This is a genomic window from Streptomyces sp. NBC_01618, assembly GCF_045209435.1.
GTDB lineage: Bacteria > Actinomycetota > Actinomycetes > Streptomycetales > Streptomycetaceae > Streptomyces.
This window is the reverse complement of sequence record NZ_CP109297.1, coordinates 2,952,397-2,970,576: the sequence shown is the minus strand read 5'-3', so window position 1 is coordinate 2,970,576 and position 18,180 is coordinate 2,952,397. Positions and strand designations below refer to the sequence as shown.

Sequence of the window (18,180 nt, the reverse complement as noted above, 5' to 3'; positions counted from 1 at the left end):
GCGCGGCCCGCCGGACATCGCCCGTTCCGTAGCGCTTCGACCCCGCTTCCGGCCCATGCCGTTCTGCCATAAATCACCCATCCTCGGACGCGCGCCTGCACGCGTCAGGCCGGTTCGCGTAAGGTCACGCACACCTACTCCCGGCCGACCGTGGTGCATCCGTGATCCGTTTCGACAACGTCTCCAAGACCTACCCGAAGCAGAGCCGTCCCGCTCTACGGGATGTGTCTCTCGATATCGAGAAGGGCGAGTTCGTCTTCCTGGTGGGCTCCTCCGGCTCCGGCAAGTCCACCTTCATGCGACTCATCCTCCGCGAAGAGCGCGCAAGTCAGGGAATGGTCCACGTCCTGGGCAAGGACCTCGCGCGCCTGTCCAACTGGAAGGTGCCGCACATGCGCCGCCAGCTGGGCACGGTTTTCCAGGACTTCAGACTTCTCCCCAACAAGACCGTTGCGGAGAACGTGGCGTTCGCGCAGGAGGTCATCGGCAGGCCGCGCGGCGAGATCCGCAAGGCGGTGCCGCAGGTGCTCGACCTGGTCGGCCTCGGCGGCAAGGAGGACCGGATGCCCGGCGAGCTCTCCGGTGGTGAGCAGCAGCGCGTGGCGATCGCGCGGGCGTTCGTGAACCGGCCCATGCTGCTGATCGCGGACGAGCCGACCGGCAACCTCGACCCGCAGACCTCCGTCGGCATCATGAAGCTGCTGGACCGGATCAACCGGACCGGCACCACCGTGATCATGGCGACCCACGACCAGAACATCGTCGACCAGATGCGCAAGCGCGTCATCGAGCTGGAGAAGGGCCGTCTCGTACGTGACCAGGCCCGCGGCGTCTACGGCTACCAGCACTGAGCATCGAGCACTGAAAGGACGCCATGCGCGCCCAGTTCGTCCTGTCGGAGATCGGCGTCGGCCTCCGTCGCAACCTCACGATGACCTTCGCCGTCGTCGTCTCCGTCGCCCTCTCGCTCGCCCTGTTCGGCGGCGCGCTGCTGATGCGCGAGCAGGTCAGCACGATGAAGGACTACTGGTACGACAAGGTCAACGTCTCGATCTTCCTGTGCAGCAAGAGTGATGTGACCTCGACGCCCAAGTGCGCCAAGGGTGCTGTCACCGCCGATCAGAAGAAGGAGGTCGAGCGCGACCTCAAGAAGATGGACGCCGTCGACACGGTCACCTACGAGTCGGCCGACCAGGCGTACAAGCACTACCAGGAGCAGTTCGGCGATTCGCCCATGGCGAGCAACATCACGCCGGACCAGATGCAGGAGTCGTTCCGGGTCAAGCTCCACGACCCGAAGAAGTACAAGGTCGTCGCCACCGCCTTCGCCGGCCGGGACGGGGTGCAGTCCGTCCAGGACCAGAGATCCATCCTGGACAACCTCTTCGGGCTGATGAACGGCATGAATGTGGCTGCCCTGTTCGTGATGGCACTGATGCTGGTCATCGCGCTGATGCTGATCGTGAACACCGTCCGGGTGTCCGCGTTCAGCCGGCGGCGCGAAACGGGCATCATGCGGCTGGTCGGCGCCTCCGGGTTCTACATCCAGATGCCGTTCATCATGGAGGCCGCTTTCGCCGGTCTCATCGGTGGCGTGCTCGCCTGCGTGATGCTGCTGGCCGGCCGGTACTTCCTGATCGACGGCGGTCTGGCGCTGCAGAGCAAGCTGAACCTGATCGACTTCATCGGCTGGGACGCGGTCCTCACCAAGCTGCCCCTGGTCCTGGCGATTGGCCTGCTGATGCCCGCCGTTGCCGCTCTCTTCGCGTTGCGCAAGTACCTGAAGGTGTGACAAGCGCCCTTGTGGCGCGCGGTCAACCGGCCGTGCGCAACAAAGGCGTTGTCCTACACTCGTCGCCATGTCGGGTCCCGCGCAGTGTTTCGGGCCCCGCGGCGTGCGCCGCGGGGCGGCCCTGACATTGGTTTTCGCGACCGTGCTGGCCACCGCGGCGGCCACCGGATCGTTGCCGCACGGCGGCGCGAAGTCCTCGGACATCGCGACCCGTTACGTCGCCTCCACCGTCGACGGCGACGAGGTGGCCGACGCCGCCGCGCGGGCCGTGGCCGACGGCAAGTCCGGCAAGGAGGCGGCCGAGGAGGCCGTCAGCCGCAGTGGCGACCGCTGGGGCGCGGTGTACGACGAGCGGCAGTACGAGGAGTTCGAGCAGGCCCTCGACGGCTCGTACACCGGCGTGGGGATCGCCGCCAGGCGCTCCGCCGAGGGACGGGTCGAGGTGGCCCGGGTCCAGCCCGGCGGCCCCGCCGACCGCGCGGGTATCGAGCCGGGCGATCTGCTGCGTACGGTCGACGGCCACCGGGTCGACGAACGCCCCGTCGCCGAGGTCGTCGCCCTGCTGCGCGGAGACCGTACGGAGGCGGCCGCGGGCAGCACCGTCGTACTGGGCGTGCAGCGGGGCGCGGCGCTCCGGACCGAGACGCTGCGCCGGGCCACGCTCAGCACCGAGGCCGTCACCGTCCGGCGCATCGGACCGGACCGTTCCGATCCCTCGCCGGCCGTACTGATCGAGGTGGACTCGTTCACCAGGGGCTCGGGCGACCGGGTCCGCGACGCGGTCCGGGGCGCACCGGCGGGTGCCGGGGTGCTCCTCGACCTCCGCGGCAATTCCGGCGGCCTGGTCACCGAGGCCGTCACCGCCGCCTCCGCGTTCCTGGACGGCGGCCTGGTCGCCACGTACGACGTGCACGGAGAGCAGCGCGCCCTCTACGCGCAGCCGGGCGGCGACACCGTCCGCCCCCTCGTCGTCCTCATCGACGGCGGCACGATGAGTGCCGCCGAGCTTCTCACCGGCGCGCTCCAGGACCGGGGCCGCGCCGTCACGGTCGGCTCGCGCACCTTCGGCAAGGGTTCCGTCCAGATGCCCAGCAAGCTTCCGGGCGGCTCGGTGGCCGAACTGACCGTCGGCCACTACCGCACCCCGGCGGGCCGCGGCGTCGACGGACACGGCATAACCCCGGACCTCGCGGTCACGTCCAGGGCCGAGCGGCGGGCCGAGACAGTATTGAGTGGCCTCGGGGGTGGGTCGTAGTGCGAAAATGGCTGCACTATGGCTAAGGAAAAGGACACCGGGCGCAAGCTCATCGCGCAGAACAAGAAGGCGCGGCACGACTACCACATCCTCGACACCTACGAGTGCGGTCTCGTGCTCATGGGTACGGAGGTCAAATCGCTGCGGCTGGGCCGGGCCTCGCTCGTGGACGGCTTCGTCCAGATCGACGGCGGCGAGGCATGGCTGCACAACATCCACGTCCCGGAGTACGTGCAGGGGACCTGGACCAACCACTCGGCCAAGCGGAAGCGCAAGCTGCTGATGCACCGGGCGGAGATCGACAAGCTGGAGTCGAAGTCCGGCGAGACGGGTCACACGATCGTGCCGCTCGCGCTGTACTTCAAGGACGGCCGGGTGAAGGTCGAGATCGCGCTCGCCAAGGGCAAGAAGGAGTACGACAAGCGGCAGACCCTGCGCGAGAAGCAGGACCTGCGGGAGACGAACCGCGCGATCTCGGCCGCGCGCCGGCGCCAGCGCAGCGCGTAGCCTGGAGCATACGGGCGGGCCGGCAGCGGCCCGCAGGAATAGGCTGGCATCGTCGTGCGTTGGTCGCGTACGATGGCACTGCACTCCACAGCGGGTGCACACATTGAAAACACAACATGGGGATGATCGGTTTCGACAGCGGATGTCGAAGCAGGGGAAGCGAGCCGAGGAAGCGGCAATGATCTCGTAAACCATATGTCGCAACCAATAATCGCCAATTCCAAGAGCGATTCCCAGTCCTTCGCCCTCGCTGCCTAATAAGCAGTGAGTGAGGGACCCTTAATGGGTGTCAGCCCGGGGGTGTTCCCGACCCGGACCCTGGCATAATCTAGGGGACTAAACCACTGATCCCGGTCACGGGGGTCGGTGGGAAATCAAACAGTGACTGAGCCCGTCGGAGACTTGTTCGCGAGATCTCCGGGGCCGAGAAAATCGCAGCGAACTGCGCTCGGAGAAGCCCTGATTCTGCACCGTTGGACGCGGGTTCGATTCCCGCCATCTCCACAATTCCCATGTGAACGAGGACCCCGTTGCCCACCGGCAACGGGGTCCTCGTTTTGTTCCCGCCGTCCGGGTTTTGTTCCCGCCGTCCGGAGCGTGCCCGGCGTGATCCGATCGAGAGGCCCTACCGCCGCCGGACCCCGACCGCCGCGACGGCCAGCGCCAGCCCCGCCGCGCACACCGGTGCGGCATAGCCCGGTACCGGGGCCGTGTGCTCCACCAGCCAGCCTCCGGTCGCCGAACCCGCGGCGATCCCGCCCAGCAGCGCCGTCACGGCCAGGGTCATGCCCTCGTTCAACTGGCCCTCGGGGGTGAGGCGTTGCACCAATGTCATGCCGGTGACCATCGTCGGGGCCGTCGCCGCGCCCGCCAGCAGCAGCGCGCCCGCGAGGGCGAGGAGCGAATCGGCGGAGGCGGTGGCGAGCAGCGGCAGGGACATCAGTGCCGTCATTCCCGCCAGGCAGCCCAGCAGCCGACGCCGGATGTCGCCGACCGGGCGCAGTGATCCGTACAGCAGTCCCGCCACACACGATCCAGCCGCCTGGAGGGCCAGGATCGCGCCCCCGGCGTGGGCGATCGTGACGACCTCCATCGAGCCGAAGACCGCCCCGGTGGCGAGGAAGACGGCGAGCAGGGCCGGCATGCCGGGGGTGCGAAGCGGCGAGCCGGAGCGGGTGGTGTGGGGTGCCACCGGTGGTTCGGTGGCGCGTTGGGCGGCGAAGATCAGTACGCCGGTCATCAGCAGGATCGCCCCGACGAGCGTTCCGGCCTCCGGGAAGAGCGCCGCGCACAGCAGGGCGGCGAGGGCCGGGCCGAGCATGAAGCAGAGTTCGTCGGCGGCCTGTTCGAAGGAGTTCGCGGTGTGCAGGGCGGCCGGATCGCCCCGGTGCAGATGGGCCCAGCGGGCCCGGGACATTCCGCCGGTGTTGGGGGTGGTGGCGGTCGCGGCGTAGGAGGCGAAGAGGGTCCAGGCCGGGGCGCCGTAGTGCACACAGAGCAGCAGCGCGAGCGACCCGAGCGCGGCGATCGCGGTGGCGGGCACGGCGATGCGGGCCTGTCCGTACCGGTCGACGAGCCGGGCCGTCCAGGGCGCGACCACCGCCGTCGCGGCGAGGCCGGTCGCGGTGACGGCACCGGCCAGGGCGTACGAGCCGCGCGACCCGGCGATCATGATCACCGCGCTGACGCTGAACATGCCCATGGGGAGCCGGGCGAGGAGGTTGCCCGCAGTGAAGGCGCGGGCGCCCGGGGTGGCGAGCAGTCGGCGGTACGGGTTGGTGGGCGTCGGTCGGGCGGGGGCGGCGGTGCGCGGGGCGATGACCAGCAGGTCCCCGGAGACGTTGAGCAGGGGGCCGGTGGGCGGCGTTCTCTCGTACGGCATGGATCCACCCTCGGGGCGCACGCCCCATGGGGTCCAACACCTTCTCCGTAGCGATTAACGCATCTGTGTTGTAAATTCCATGAGTGGCCTCCTCCGCTGCCGATACGGGCACCCAGACGCATACCCATACCGACCCCCGACTGCTCCGGGCCTTCGTCGCCGTCGCCGAGGAACTGCACTTCACCCGTGCCGCGGCCCGGCTCTACATCGCCCAGCAGGCGCTGAGCCGGGACATCCGCAGGCTGGAGCGCGAACTGGGCGCCGAGCTGTTCATACGGACCACCCGGCAGGTCTCCCTCACTCCGGACGGTGACCGGCTCCTCCCGTACGCGCGGCGGGTGCTGGAGGCGCACGACGATCTCGCCGCCGCCTTCGCCGATCCGGTGGTCAGGCCGCTCTTCGTCGACCTCAACACCGACGGCATGACCGCCGCCCGGGTCCTCGCCCGCGCCCGGGAACTGGCCCCGGCGTGCGAGCTGATGGCGCGCTTCGAGAGCGGACTCACCTGGGCCGCGGGGGAGATCCTCGCCGGGCGGCTCGACGTCTCGTTCGGCCGGGCCGCCGGACTCGACCCGGCGGTGCTGGCGCGGCTCGGTGTGCAGCCGGTGCGCTACGAGCCGATGGCCGTGCTGTTCCCCGCCGACCACCCCCTCGCCGCGCACGAGACCGTCGCGCTGGACGACCTGGCGGGCGAGACCGTCTACGCGGGCGCCGGGAACCCCCGCACCCCGGAGTGGACGGACCTCGCCCGGCTGCTCTTCGCCGAATGGGGCATCGAGCTGGCGCCTCCCGTCCCGCTCGCGATCGGCGTGGCCGAGTTCCAACGGGTCATGGCCAAGTCGCCGCGCTACCCGATCCTGTGCGTGATCGGCTTCCCTCCGATGCCCGGCACCGTGTTGCGACCGCTGGTCCGGCCCGTACCGCTCTCCCCGCTCCTGCTGGTCTGGCGCAAGGGGCTGCGTCACCCCGGTCTCGACGCCCTGCGCGAAGCCGCGGCTCAACTGGGTGCGGAGGAGGGGTGGATGGAGCAGCCCGCCGGAAGCTGGCTCCCCGAGATCGATGCGTCGCTCATGCTGACGACTGCCTGATCGGGGGACCGGACCGGACCGGGGCCGACCGTGCCCGTGCCCGTGTCGCCCAGCCCCTGGCCCGGCGGCGACCTTGCGCGATCTTGCTGTCGCTGTCGCTGTCGATGAGAACGAGGCCCGACCGGGCCCCGGTAGCGTGATGGGATGATGAACGGCATCCACCGGATCGGCGCGGAGATACGGCTCCGTCCCACGGCCTTGGCCGACGCCGCCTCCCTTGCCGTGTCGCTGACCCGCAGCCGCGCGTACATGCAGCCCTGGGAGCCCGTGCGGCCCGACGCCTTTTACACCGAGCAGGGGCAGCGGGAACGGCTGGCGGGTCTGCTCGCGGACCGTGACGCGGGGCGGTTGATGGCGTGGGTCCTCGCCGATGAACAGGACCGCGTGGTGGGTGGGTTCAGCCTCAACGGCATGGTGCTCGGGCCGTTTTGCAGCGCGACTCTCGGCTACTGGGTCGATGTCGAGCACGCGGGCCGCGGTCTGGCCACGGCCGCCGTGCAGCGGGTCTGCGAGGTGGCCAGGGACGGGCTGCGCCTGCACCGGGTCGAGGCGGGGACGGTGCTGGACAACGTCGCGTCGCAGCGGGTGCTCGCCAAGTGCGGCTTCGAGCAGTACGGCGTGGCCCCGCGCTACCTGCACATCAACGGCGACTGGCGCGACCACCGGCTGTTCCAGCGGATCCTGTACGACGGTTCGTCGCTGCCGGCGTAGGGGCCGCCCGGACGGCTGTCGGACGCCGTCGGTACGCACGCGTTCATGACGGTGTCCGGCCGGCGGCCACGGCGGCCGCGCCTCCACCTCGTCCGTGACCACCATGCGCAGCATGGTGCGCATCGCGGGATCGCGGTACGCCGCGACCACGGCCGGTATGTCGTCGGAGATCGTCGGTCATCGGGACACCGTACGACCCGGTCCGTACCGAACCGCGCGGCGGCAGGGGTTCCGGGCCGGGCACCTGAGGGGCACTCTGGGGGAGACCCCGACCGGAGACCCCGAGGCGGTGACTCACACATGGCGGCGGGCAAGCGCTCGTACGACTGGCGGTTCGACTCCGGCCGCCCCTGCCTGGACCTGGTGGCGACGGGAGCCGGCACCTCCGGCGCCTGCGAACTGCTCGACGGTGCCGAGCGGCTCGCCGAGTGGCTGGTCGCCGCCGGACTCGTACCGAGCGGCACCCGCCTCGACGCGGTGGACGACACCTGGGTGGTGCGCTTCCGGCAGCTGAGGGCCGGCGTCGAGGGCCTGCTGGCCGCCGAACTCGGCGGCCGCAGAGCCGAGAGCGCCCTGGAGCGGGTCAACGCGCTCGCCGCGGCCGCGCCCCCGGGACTGCGGGCCGTGCGCGGCAGGAGTGGCACGCTGGTACGGACACTGAGCGCCGATCCCGAATGCGGAGCGCTGCTGGCCGCCGTCGCCCGCGACGCCGTCGAGCTCCTGACCGACCCCGGGGCACGCGCCGGACTGCGCCGCTGCGAGGCCGACAACTGCCACCGCCTCTACCTGGACACCTCGCGCGGCCGCCGACGCCGCTGGTGCTCCAGCGAGGTGTGCGGCAACCGCGAGCGGGTGGCCCGGCACCGGCGCAGGGCGGCGGCTGTGGACGCGGCTGTGGAAGCGGTCGCGGGGGCGAGCGCGGGAGCGCCGTACCGCACAGAGTCTTGAGACGGTAAAGAATCTTGGGCTGGGAAAGAATCTTGCGGTTGGTTTGAATGGATCGCGGTCCCCTTCCGTACTCGATGGCCAGAGAGCTCCACAGGGTCTCGACCGGGAGGTGCGGGTGCGCAAGGATGCGGCCGTGGCCGATGACCGTCCGCACAGGGCCCGGCATCGCGGTGGGCCGCCCCGGTCCTCGTCCGACGTCCCCGACGAGGAGCTGATGCGGGCGCTCTACCGCGAACACGCCGGACCTCTGCTCGCGTACGTGCTCCGCCTCGTCGCCGGCGACCGGCAGCGCGCCGAGGACGTGGTGCAGGAGACCCTCATCCGCGCCTGGGAGAACGCCGGCCGGCTGGACGGGGCCACCGGCTCCGTCCGCCCGTGGCTGGTGACGGTGGCCCGGCGCATCGTCATCGACGGCCACCGCAGCAGGCAGGCCCGGCCGCGCGAGGTCGATCCGTCGCCGCTGGAGGTCATTCCCGCCGAGGACGAGCTGGACAGGGCGCTGCGGCTGATGACGCTCTCGGACGCGCTCGACGATTTGACCCCCGCTCACCGGGAAGCACTGGTCGAGACGTACTTCAAGGGCCGTACGGTCAACGAGGCGGCCGATGTGCTGGGCATTCCGAGCGGGACGGTGCGCTCGCGGGTCTTCTACGCACTGCGCTCCATGAAGCTCGCACTCGAGGAGAGGGGGATCACGGCATGAGCGACGACGAGTGGGAGCCGTTCGGCCCCCGGTCCACCCCCGGTCCCTCCAGCCCTCGCAGCCCCCGCGGCATCTCCAGCCCCGGCGGCCCCTCCAGCCCCCGCGGCCCCCGGAACGAGGAGCCGGGACACGACGCCGCCGCTGCGTATCTCCTCGGTGTGCTGGACGACGCCGAGGCGTCCGCCTTCGAGGCGCACCTGGCCGGCTGCGAGCTGTGCGGCGCCCGTCTCGACGAGTTCGCCGGGCTGGAACCCGTGCTCGCGACGCTCTCCGGTGGCCCCGGCGCCGGGCCGGGTGCCCGCCTTGTCCCGTACGTCGCGCAGCCGCCCGCGCCCCGGATGCTCGACCGGCTGGTCGAGGAGGTGGCCCGCAAGCGGGCCGGGCGCAGGCGCCGCTCCAGGTATCTGGTGGCGGCGGCAGCGGCGCTGATCATCGGCGGTCCGGTCGTCGCCGTCCTGGCGACCGGCGGCGACGGCACCTCCGCCCGGGCGGCCGACCCGCACCCCACCGGCCCCGCCGACGACACCGCCCTCTCCCGCATGACCGACAAGGTGCGGGCCACCGACCCCACCACGAAGGTCGACGCCACCATCGGCATGGAGAAGAAGACCTGGGGCACCGACACCGTGCTGGAGCTCAGGAATGTCACGGGTCCGGAGAAATGCCGGCTGATCGCGGTGTCGAAGACCGGCGAGGAGGAGGCCGTCACCTCCTGGACCGTACCGAAGTGGGGGTATGGCATCGAGAAATCCCCGTACCAGGCGGCGACGTACCCGCTCCGTGTGCACGGCGGCGCGGCCATGGACCGTGGCGACATCGACCATTTCGAGGTGCGTACGTTCGACGGCAGGCGGCTGGTGGAGATCAAGGCGTGATCGTATGGCAGGTGCGCGACGGCCACCCTTTCGCATAAAGTTGACGGCTGCCCAAATGCACGTCAGAAGGGGGCCTCGGTGGCCGCGCAGGATGCCGCTGTCGATTCGTTGCGGGACCGGGAAATCGGTGTCGAGCAGGAACATCTCGACCGTGTTTATCACCGCCTCGAAGAGAAGATCCACGAGGCGGAATTTCTCATGAACGATGCCGTCAAGCGCGGCCAGGTAGGCACCCCGGGAGCGCTCGCCGAGCGCGACGCCCAGGTGTTCCGGGCCGGGATCCACCTCAACCGGCTGAACAGCGAGTTCGAGGACTTCCTCTTCGGAAGGATCGATCTGCTGCTCGGCAAGGACGGCGAACGCGGTCCGGACGGCGCGTACACCTCCGTCGAACCGGCCGACAACGCCGTACGCGACGACAATTCCGCCGACATCGCGGAGACGCTGCACATCGGCCGGATCGGAGTTCTCGACGCCGATTACGCGCCCCTGGTCATCGACTGGCGCGCCCCGGCCGCCGCACCGTTCTACCGGTCGACGCCGAAGGAGCCGGGCCGGGTGGTCCGCCGCCGGGTCATCCGCTCCAAGGGCCGCAAGGTCCTCGGCGTCGAGGACGACCTGATGCGCCCGGAGCTGACCGCGTACCTGGGCGGCGAGAAGCTCCCCGCCATCGGCGACGGCGCCCTGATGGCGGCGCTCGGGCAGGCCCGCAGCCACACCATGCGGGACATCGTCTCCTCCATCCAGGCCGAACAGGACCTGGTGATCAGGGCCCCCGCCGCATCCGTCACCGAGGTCTCCGGCGGCCCCGGCACCGGCAAGACCGCCGTCGCCCTGCACCGTGCCGCGTACCTCCTCTACCAGGACCGGAGGCGTTACGCGGGCGGCATCCTCGTCGTCTCGCCGACCCCGCTCCTCGTGGCGTACACCGAAGGCGTGCTGCCGTCGCTGGGCGAGGAGGGGCAGGTCGCGATCCGCGCGGTCGGCTCGCTCTCCGACGAGGCGGCCGGCGTCGAGGGCGCCACCACTTACGACGAACCCGCCGTCGCCCGGATCAAGGGCTCCTCCCGGATGCTCCAGGTCCTGCGCAAGGCGGCACGCGGCGCACTGGAACAGCCCGGCACGGCCCGCAGGGCGGCGGCGGACCGGGACGGCCAGCTGTCCTTCGGCGACGCAACCGAAGAAACCGACGCAACCGAAGAAACCGGCGCAACCGAAGAAACCGGCGTAACCGGCGCGTCCGATGCGTCCGATGATTCCGGGGCGACCGGCCGCGCCGGTGAGCCCCCGGCCACCCCCACCCGACTGCGGGTCGTCGCCTTCGGCGCCCGGGTCGAGCTGAACGCCGACGAGCTGCACCGCATCCGGCAGTCCGTCCTCGGCGGCACCGCCCCGGTCAACCTGCTGCGCCCGCGCGCCCGCAGAATGCTCCTGGACGCCCTGTGGAACAAGTCCTCCGGCCGGGGCCGCTACACCGACCCCGAACTGGTCGCCGAGCTGCGCTCCTCCTTCGACGAGGACGTCTCCACCGAGACCCCCTTCATCGACTTCCTGAACGCCTGGTGGCCCGAACTCACCCCCCGCGGGGTGCTCGCCGCGATGGCCGACGAGAAGCGGCTCGGCCGCTGGGCGCGCCGGGTCCTCAATCAGGGCGAGGTGCGCCGCCTCGCCCGCTCCCTGAAGCGGCTCGACAGAAAGGGGAACGGGCCGCTCTCCGTGCACGACGTGGCGATCCTCGACGAGCTGCAGATGCTGCTCGGCACCCCGTACCGGCCGAAGAAGAAGCGCGAACTCGACCCGCTGGACCAGCTCTCCGGTCTGGAGGAGCTCATGCCGCAGCGCGAGGAGACCCAGCGCGAGCGGGCCGAGCGGCTGGCCGCGGAGCGTACGGAGTACGCGCACGTCATCGTCGACGAGGCACAGGACCTCACGCCCATGCAGTGGCGCATGGTCGGCCGCCGCGGCCGGCACGCCACCTGGACGATCGTCGGAGACCCGGCGCAGTCCTCCTGGTCCGATCCGGACGAGGCCGCCCGGGCGCGCGACGAGGCGCTCGGCAACCGGCCTCGCCGCCGCTTCACCCTCACGGTCAACTACCGCAACCCGGCGGAGATCGCCGAGCTGGCCTCGAAGGTCCTGGCGCTCGCGATGCCTGGGATGGAGTCACCGGCCGCGGTCCGGTCCACGGGCGTGAAGCCGCGCTTCGAGACCGTACGGGACGGCGATCTGGCCGCCTCGGTACGCGAGGAGGCGCGTCGGCTGCTGGCCGAGGTGGACGGCACGGTGGGCGTGGTCGTCGCGATGAACCGCCGGGCGCAGGCCCGCGAGTGGCTCGCCGATCTCGGTGAGCGGGTGGTGGCGCTGGGCAGTCTGGAGGCGAAGGGCCTGGAGTACGACGCCACGGTGGTCGTCTCGCCCGCGGAGATCGCGGACGAGTCCCCGGCCGGTCTGCGGGTGCTGTACGTGGCGCTGACGCGGGCGACGCAGCAGCTCACGGTGGTCTCGGGGGAGCGGGACCTGCCCGACGAGGACGGCATCCCTGACCTGCTGCGGGACTGACGCCGGGACGGGACGGAGGTGTCGCCGGGCGGACGGATTTCTGAATCCGTCCGTCCCGCGGGAATCGCATTCCAAGGGTCTTTGTTAGCCTGGTGTCGGCACCGGCTCGATCCAAGCCCCCGGGCCCAACCTTCGTCGCTCAGAGCGACCACTTGCCGCGAGGCGAGCATGGCGGGTCGGTGCCGCTTGACCAAGAAGACAGACCCGCGTCACCTTCCGGTGGTGCGGGTCTGTTCTTGTTTACGGACTACCGCCTTTACGGACTACCGCCGCGGACCATGGGGTGGGGGGTTCCGCTGAAGCGGCCATCTCTCGTATGGTGGAAACTGCTTTCCGAAGCGCGGCGCTCATTACCGGCTACCGGCCAGTAGGTGCGACGATCGGGAAGCGTGACCGAGGTGAGCGCCCCGGCCGCGCGGCAAAGAAGCTAGGGAAAGCGAAGGACTCGGCCATGGCAACGGCGCCCAGCGTCTCGTACTCGATGACGGTCAGGCTGGAGGTGCCCGCGAGCGGCACAGCGGTCTCCCAGCTCACCACGGCCGTGGAGTCCTCCGGCGGTTCGGTCACCGGCCTCGATGTGACCGCTTCCGGGCACGAGAAGCTGCGGATCGACGTCACCATCGCCGCCACCTCCACCGCGCACGCGGACGAGATCGTCGAAAACCTGCGCGGCATCGAGGGTGTCGTGCTGGGCAAGGTCTCCGACCGTACGTTCCTGATGCACCTCGGCGGCAAGATCGAGATGGCGTCCAAGCACCCCATCCGCAACCGTGACGACCTCTCGATGATCTACACCCCGGGCGTGGCCCGGGTCTGCATGGCGATCGCCGAGAACCCCGAGGACGCCCGCCGCCTCACCATCAAGCGCAACTCCGTCGCAGTTGTGACAGACGGCTCCGCGGTGCTCGGCCTCGGCAACATCGGCCCGATGGCCGCCCTGCCGGTGATGGAGGGCAAGGCGGCCCTCTTCAAGCGGTTCGCCGGCATCGACGCCTGGCCGATCTGCCTGGACACCCAGGACACCGACGCCATCGTCGAGATCGTCAAGGCGATCGCCCCCGGCTTCGCGGGCATCAACCTGGAGGACATCTCCGCCCCCCGCTGCTTCGAGATCGAGGCACGGCTGCGTGAGGCCCTCGACATCCCCGTCTTCCACGACGACCAGCACGGCACCGCCATCGTGGTCCTGGCCGCGCTGACCAACGCACTGCGCGTGGTGGGCAAGGGAATCGGGGACGTACGGGTCGTCATGTCCGGCGCCGGAGCGGCCGGTACGGCCATCCTGAAGCTCCTCATCGCCGCCGGCGTCAAGCACGCCGTCGTCGCCGACATCCACGGCGTGGTGCACGCGGGCCGCGAGGACCTCGTCTCCGCCGACGCCGACTCGCCGCTGCGCTGGATCGCCGACAACACCAACCCCGAGTCCATCACCGGCACCCTCAAGGAGGCCGTGGTGGGCGCCGACGTCTTCATCGGCGTCTCCGCCCCGAACGTGCTGGACGGCACCGATGTCGCCGCCATGGCGGACGGTGCGATCGTGTTCGCGCTCGCGAACCCGGACCCCGAGGTGGATCCGGCAATCGCCCGCCAGTCGGCGGCAGTTGTCGCCACCGGCCGCTCCGACTTCCCGAACCAGATCAACAACGTGCTGGTCTTCCCGGGTGTCTTCCGCGGTCTGCTGGACGCCCAGTCCCGCAGCGTCAACACGGAGATGATGCTCGCCGCGGCGGGTGCCCTCGCCGAGACCGTCGCCGAGGACGAACTGAACGCGAACTACATCATCCCGTCGGTCTTCAACGACAGGGTCGCGGGAGCGGTCGCCGGTGCGGTCCGCGACGCGGCGAAGACCACGGGCAGCGGTGCGGCGGACACCGGCTTGGCCTGAGCTACGGCGCGTCGCGGGTCGCGGCGCCCCAAACGCCCCTTTAGGGTGGGCGGGCGGCGCGTCCCGCAGAGCCCCGCATCCGCTGCGGACTGCTTTCGGGGAGTCGACGGAACGTCACCACGAGGAGGCGAGGGTGCTTTTCGTGTGACTCCGTAGGGTGCCGGATTGGCGTTACCGCCGCAGGTGGGGGCAGGATGCGTAATCGGGCGCGAGGGTCTGACGACAGACCCGGGTCCGGGGACTGTCCGAGGGCCCTGGCAGCATCGGCTTCGATCTCACGCCTCACAGGCAAGAAGAACACGGGAGTAACAACATGAACCGCAGTGAGCTGGTGGCCGCCCTGGCCGACCGTGCCGAGGTGACCCGCAAGGACGCCGACGCCGTGCTGGCCGCCCTCGCCGAGACCGTCGGTGAGATCGTCGCCAAGGGCGACGAGAAGGTCACCATCCCCGGCTTTCTGACCTTCGAGCGCACCCACCGTGCCGCTCGCACCGCTCGTAACCCGCAGACCGGCGACCCGATCAACATCCCGGCCGGCTACAGCGTGAAGGTCTCCGCGGGCTCCAAGCTCAAGGAAGCCGCCAAGGGCAAGTAAGCCCCACAGGCGCGACGAAGGGCGGTCACCCGACAAAGGGTGACCGCCCTTCCGTGTACCGGCGCGAGAGGGCCCGTTCCGGGCCTCTGCCGCCCTAGCCGGGCGGACCCCTCCGGCCGCCGCGCCGACCCGTGGGCGGCGCGGCGGCCGAACGGGGGCGGCGCGGAAGCCGAACGGGGGCCCGGGACAACGGTCCCGAACCCCCGTCAGCAGCCCCGGGACCGCCCGTCTCAGACCAGCGCGCCGCCCGGCAGCTCCACCTTCGCGCCGAGCTTCTCCAGCTTCTCCATGAAGTTCTCGTAGCCGCGGTTGATCAGGTCGATGCCGTGCACCCGCGAGGTGCCCTGCGCCGCCAGCGCGGCGATCAGGTACGAGAAACCGCCGCGCAGGTCCGGGATGACCAGATCCGCGCCCTGGAGCTTCGTCGGCCCGGACACGACCGCCGAGTGCAGGAAGTTCCGCTGGCCGAAGCGGCAGTCGGAGCCGCCCAGGCACTCGCGGTAGAGCTGGATGTGCGCGCCCATCTGGTTCAGCGCGGAGGTGAAGCCGAGCCGGGACTCGTACACCGTCTCGTGGACGATGGACAGGCCCGCGGCCTGCGTCAGCGCCACCACCAGCGGCTGCTGCCAGTCGGTCTGGAAGCCGGGGTGCACGTCCGTCTCCAGGGCGATGGCGTTCAGCGCGCCGCCCGGGTGCCAGAAGCGGATGCCCTCGTCGTCGATCTCGAACGCCCCGCCGACCCGGCGGAAGGTGTTCAGGAACGTCATCATCGAACGCTGCTGTGCGCCCCGTACGTAGATGTTCCCCTCGGTGGCCAGCGCCGCGGACGCCCAGGAGGCCGCCTCCAGGCGGTCCGGGATCGCCCGGTGCGTGTAACCGTCGAGCCGGTCGACACCGGTGATCCGGATCGTCCGGTCGGTGTCCATCGAGATGATCGCGCCCATCTTCTGCAGTACGCAGATGAGGTCCTCGATCTCCGGCTCCACGGCCGCGTTGGACAGCTCGGTGACGCCCTCCGCGAGCACCGCCGTCAGCAGCACCTGCTCGGTGGAGCCCACCGACGGGTACGGCAGTCGGATCTTCGTGCCGCGCAGCCGCTGCGGGGCCTCCAGGTACTGGCCGTCCGCCCGCTTCTCGATCGTCGCGCCGAACTGCCGCAGCACGTCGAAGTGGAAGTCGATCGGCCGACCGCCGATGTCACAGCCACCGAGCCCCGGAATGAACGCGTGGCCCAGCCGGTGCAGCAGCGGGCCGCAGAAGAGGATCGGGATGCGCGACGAGCCGGCGTGGGCATCGATGTCGGCGACATTGGCGCTCTCGACATGCGTCGGGTCCAGAACCAGCTCGCCCGGTTCGTCACCCGGCCGGACCGTCACACCGTGCAGCTGCAACAGCCCGCGCACCACCCGCACGTCGCGGATGTCGGGCACGTTGCGCAGCCGACTGGGCCCGCTGCCGAGCAGCGCGGCGACCATTGCCTTCGGCACCAGGTTCTTGGCGCCTCTGACGCGGATCTCGCCCTCCAGCGGGGTTCCGCCGTGGACAAGCAGGACATCGTCTGTGCCGGTCATGAATCTCGCGTTCCGGAGTGGTCGGGCAGGGGGCCAACCGAAAGGGTAATGGCCCACCGCCCCCCTTTCGTAAGAGGACGGGGGGTGCGCGAACGTCATGAATCCGCCACAACACGCTCTGCTGCACGGGTCTTGCGGAGGGTTACCGTCCGCAAAGCCTTCCGGGCGGTGCGCTCCCCGTGCGTCCGAGCGCCCTGAGCTGCGCCCCGAGCCGTGCCCGGCTCTTTCGGCGACCGGGCGGCCCACTTGGTCCCCGTGGAGACCGAAGATGCGGGATCATTTCTGCCATGACCGAGGTGTCCTCGCTCACAGGGCGACTGCTCGTGGCCACACCCGCGCTCGCGGACCCGAATTTCGACCGCGCGGTGGTGCTGCTCCTCGACCACGACGAGGAGGGCTCGCTCGGTGTGGTCCTGAACCGCCCGACCCCCGTCGGCGTCGGTGACATCCTCACGTCCTGGGCCGGTCTGACCGGCGAACCGGGCGTCGTCTTCCAGGGCGGCCCGGTCTCGCTCGACTCGGCGCTCGGTGTGGCCGTCATCCCCGGCGACGAGGGCCCCCTCGGCTGGCGCCGGGTGTACGGGGCGATCGGCCTGGTCGACCTGGAGGCCCCGCCGGAGCTGCTGGCCGCGGCGCTCGGCTCGCTGCGGATCTTCGCCGGATACGCCGGCTGGGGCCCCGGACAGCTGGAGAAGGAACTGGCCGAGGGTGCCTGGTACGTCGTCGAGTCCGAGCCCGGCGACGTCTCCTCCCCACGTCCGGAGCACCTCTGGCGGGCGGTTCTGCGCCGCCAGCGCAGCGAACTGGCGATGATCGCCACCTATCCGGACGACCCTTCGCTGAACTGATGGTCCCGGCCTTCAGTACCCTTGGGGTCCATGAGCACTCTTGAGCCCGAGCGCGGGGCAGGTACGGGCACCCTCGTAGAGCCGACGCCACAGGTGTCGAACGGCGACGGCGACCACGAGCGCTACGCCCATTACGTCCAGAAGGACAAGATCATGGCGAGCGCCCTGGAGGGCACCCCCGTGGTCGCACTGTGCGGCAAGGTCTGGGTACCGGGCCGCGACCCGAAGAAGTATCCGGTCTGTCCCATGTGCAAGGAGATCTACGAGTCCATGGGCTCCGGCGGCGACAAGGGCAAGGGCGGCAAGGACAAGAATTGACGATCCTCTCCCGGCTCTGAGGCCGGGAGATTCCCTTTGGCTACCCGAAAGTGGCCGGTTGGGTTTCACGCGTCCGCCTCCGCCGGAGGGCGGGACTCGGCACCAAAGGGCGCCTGTGCGTGCTGTTGTTGACCGAGCCACCCTTTCCCATAGCCCGAAGGGCATGGGAGGTGCCCCCCCCTGGCGGGCTCGGACCTCGATCTCGACCGAGGCGTTGTGGTCGGCGTCGTCCTCGTGCCTGCAGCGCACGCACGCGAACAGTCGGCCGCAGCCCTTGCGGGACTGCGGATCCGTCCGGCCGCAGGCCGCGCACGTCTGCGAGGTGTGAAACGGCGGCACGGGTCGCAGCTCGGAGCCGTACAGGCGGCATTTGTATTTCAGCTGCCGCCTGCGTTCACCGGGGCAGTTGTCGAGGATGGACCGGTTGAGTCCGGCTTTCTGCCTTACGTTGCGGTCGGGTTGCTTTGCGGTGCCTTTGGCGCCGGCGGTCATGTTCGTCACGCGTGCGGGCTTTGTACTGCTGCGAGCAACGCAGCCGGGCACGCTCGTTGAAGAAGTTGTCGAACGTCGCGTCCAGATGCCGCAGCACCTGTAGGCCGGCCTGCGCGGGGAGTTCGACCAGCCAGGTCAGCTCGCTCAAGGT

At 70.3% G+C, this 18,180-nt stretch carries 17 protein-coding genes, 1 other RNA gene and 1 pseudogene; 15 read left to right on the top strand and 4 right to left on the bottom strand.

Annotation, left to right across the window (positions count from 1 at the left end; all coding sequences use genetic code 11):
- Positions 1-161 precede the first annotated feature (161 nt).
- The 5 genes from ftsE to ssrA all read left to right on the top strand — a co-directional run bounded on the left by ftsE (position 162) and on the right by ssrA (position 4,061).
- Positions 162-851, top strand: coding sequence for a cell division ATP-binding protein FtsE (gene ftsE / locus OH735_RS13960; protein ID WP_389922715.1), 690 nt, complete (start codon positions 162-164; stop codon positions 849-851).
- A gap of 23 nt (positions 852-874) precedes the next feature.
- The gene (gene ftsX, locus OH735_RS13955) at positions 875-1,792 is read left to right on the top strand and encodes a permease-like cell division protein FtsX (protein ID WP_406381813.1); all 918 of its coding nucleotides are present in this window, start codon (positions 875-877) and stop codon (positions 1,790-1,792) included.
- 67 nt (positions 1,793-1,859) lie between these two features.
- A complete protein-coding gene (locus OH735_RS13950) occupies positions 1,860-3,047 on the top strand; it encodes a S41 family peptidase (protein ID WP_406381812.1) in 1,188 nt (395 codons plus the stop codon).
- An 18-nt stretch (positions 3,048-3,065) separates the two neighbouring features.
- Positions 3,066-3,554: an SsrA-binding protein SmpB gene (gene smpB, locus OH735_RS13945; RefSeq protein ID WP_351073540.1), complete on the top strand. Its 489-nt coding sequence runs from the start codon at positions 3,066-3,068 to the stop codon at positions 3,552-3,554.
- Positions 3,555-3,672: 118 nt separating this feature from the next.
- Positions 3,673-4,061: a transfer-messenger RNA gene (ssrA, locus tag OH735_RS13940) on the top strand.
- Positions 4,062-4,179: 118 nt separating this feature from the next.
- Here the strand turns inward: ssrA and OH735_RS13935 are convergent.
- Positions 4,180-5,436: an MFS transporter gene (locus tag OH735_RS13935; RefSeq protein ID WP_406381811.1), complete on the bottom strand. Its 1,257-nt coding sequence runs from the start codon at positions 5,434-5,436 to the stop codon at positions 4,180-4,182.
- 83 nt (positions 5,437-5,519) lie between these two features.
- On the opposite strand from OH735_RS13935, the gene OH735_RS13930 reads away from it, so the two are divergent.
- From OH735_RS13930 to OH735_RS13895, 8 genes are all read left to right on the top strand, one after another.
- Positions 5,520-6,524, top strand: a complete 1,005-nt coding sequence (locus tag OH735_RS13930; RefSeq protein ID WP_406381810.1) for a LysR family transcriptional regulator — start codon at positions 5,520-5,522, stop codon at positions 6,522-6,524.
- A gap of 144 nt (positions 6,525-6,668) precedes the next feature.
- Positions 6,669-7,235 carry a GNAT family N-acetyltransferase gene (locus tag OH735_RS13925; RefSeq protein ID WP_406381809.1) on the top strand — a complete coding sequence of 189 codons (567 nt, stop codon included), beginning with the start codon at positions 6,669-6,671 and terminating at the stop codon, positions 7,233-7,235.
- A gap of 300 nt (positions 7,236-7,535) precedes the next feature.
- Positions 7,536-8,183 carry a CGNR zinc finger domain-containing protein gene (locus OH735_RS13920; RefSeq protein ID WP_406381808.1) on the top strand — a complete coding sequence of 216 codons (648 nt, stop codon included), beginning with the start codon at positions 7,536-7,538 and terminating at the stop codon, positions 8,181-8,183.
- Positions 8,184-8,292: 109 nt separating this feature from the next.
- Positions 8,293-8,886, top strand: coding sequence for a sigma-70 family RNA polymerase sigma factor (locus OH735_RS13915; protein WP_406381807.1), 594 nt, complete (start codon positions 8,293-8,295; stop codon positions 8,884-8,886).
- Positions 8,883-9,761, top strand: a complete 879-nt coding sequence (locus OH735_RS13910) for a zf-HC2 domain-containing protein (protein ID WP_406381806.1) — start codon at positions 8,883-8,885, stop codon at positions 9,759-9,761. The genes OH735_RS13915 and OH735_RS13910 overlap by 4 nt, the downstream gene beginning before the upstream one ends.
- A gap of 78 nt (positions 9,762-9,839) precedes the next feature.
- Positions 9,840-12,320 carry a HelD family protein gene (locus OH735_RS13905; protein WP_406381805.1) on the top strand — a complete coding sequence of 827 codons (2,481 nt, stop codon included), beginning with the start codon at positions 9,840-9,842 and terminating at the stop codon, positions 12,318-12,320.
- Positions 12,321-12,771: 451 nt separating this feature from the next.
- Complete coding sequence (locus OH735_RS13900) at positions 12,772-14,205, top strand: NAD-dependent malic enzyme (RefSeq protein WP_406381804.1); 1,434 nt, start codon at positions 12,772-12,774, stop codon at positions 14,203-14,205.
- Between the two features lie 313 nt (positions 14,206-14,518).
- Positions 14,519-14,800: an HU family DNA-binding protein gene (locus OH735_RS13895; protein ID WP_003968811.1), complete on the top strand. Its 282-nt coding sequence runs from the start codon at positions 14,519-14,521 to the stop codon at positions 14,798-14,800.
- 230 nt (positions 14,801-15,030) lie between these two features.
- Here OH735_RS13895 and murA read toward each other — a convergent pair whose 3' ends face one another.
- Positions 15,031-16,371 carry a UDP-N-acetylglucosamine 1-carboxyvinyltransferase gene (gene murA, locus OH735_RS13890; RefSeq protein ID WP_406381803.1) on the bottom strand — a complete coding sequence of 447 codons (1,341 nt, stop codon included), beginning with the start codon at positions 16,369-16,371 and terminating at the stop codon, positions 15,031-15,033.
- A gap of 287 nt (positions 16,372-16,658) precedes the next feature.
- Between murA and OH735_RS13885 the strand changes: the two genes are divergently transcribed.
- Together OH735_RS13885 and OH735_RS13880 are read left to right on the top strand one after the other, a co-directional pair.
- Positions 16,659-17,219 carry a YqgE/AlgH family protein gene (locus tag OH735_RS13885; protein WP_406381802.1) on the top strand — a complete coding sequence of 187 codons (561 nt, stop codon included), beginning with the start codon at positions 16,659-16,661 and terminating at the stop codon, positions 17,217-17,219.
- A 30-nt stretch (positions 17,220-17,249) separates the two neighbouring features.
- Entirely contained in the window at positions 17,250-17,537 is a 288-nt protein-coding gene (locus tag OH735_RS13880) for a DUF3039 domain-containing protein (RefSeq protein WP_406381800.1), read from the top strand.
- Between the two features lie 258 nt (positions 17,538-17,795).
- On the opposite strand, the pseudogene OH735_RS13875 reads toward OH735_RS13880, so the two are convergent.
- Together OH735_RS13875 and OH735_RS13870 are read right to left on the bottom strand one after the other, a co-directional pair.
- A pseudogene (locus tag OH735_RS13875) lies at positions 17,796-18,029 on the bottom strand (zinc ribbon domain-containing protein); the annotation flags it as partial.
- Positions 17,932-18,177: a hypothetical protein gene (locus OH735_RS13870; protein WP_406381799.1), complete on the bottom strand. Its 246-nt coding sequence runs from the start codon at positions 18,175-18,177 to the stop codon at positions 17,932-17,934. The gene OH735_RS13870 and the pseudogene OH735_RS13875, both read right to left, overlap by 98 nt.
- Positions 18,178-18,180: the final 3 nt, after the last annotated feature.